Raw genomic sequence first — 520 nt, forward strand, 5'->3', positions numbered from 1 at the left:
CGGCGGGCAGCGGCTCGCTGCGCCAGTGCCGCAGCCGTACGTCCATGCGCCGGCGCCGCAGGAGCGGGGAGACCCAGAGCAGGCCGGTACGCCGGACGCTGCCCCGGTAGTCGCCGAAGAGGGTGAGCACGCAGGCGTGTCCGACCCGCCCGCGCTCCAGGCCGCCGAGCGCGAACAGCGTCACGGTGGCCAGCAGGGCGAGCAGCGCCCAGCTCGCGACGCCGAGGCCGGTGTACGGGCGCGGGTGGAGGCCGAGCCCGCCGGCCACGGCATCCGGCAGGGCGCCGTGCCACGCCGGCACGGTGAGCATGCCGGCCAGCCCGGCCACCCCGGTGAGCAGGGCCGCCCAGCCCGGCAGCACGGGCCCGGGCCGCTCGGCGAGCCGGGCGTCGGCCAGGGGCGCCGGGCGTACGGGGGTACGGGGGTACGGCCGGGCCTCGGACCGCGGCTGGGGCGCCCGGGGGGCAGGCGGCGCGGGGGGCCGCCCGGCGGCGCGGGCGCCGTCGCCGGAGGTGGGGGA

At 81.7% G+C, this 520-nt stretch carries 1 pseudogene; it reads right to left on the reverse strand.

The features are described from left to right. Positions 1 to 520, reverse strand: a pseudogene (locus IH13_RS43140) (hypothetical protein); the annotation flags it as partial.

It is taken from the genome of Streptomyces sp. NRRL WC-3549, assembly GCF_000721935.1.
GTDB lineage: Bacteria > Actinomycetota > Actinomycetes > Streptomycetales > Streptomycetaceae > Streptomyces.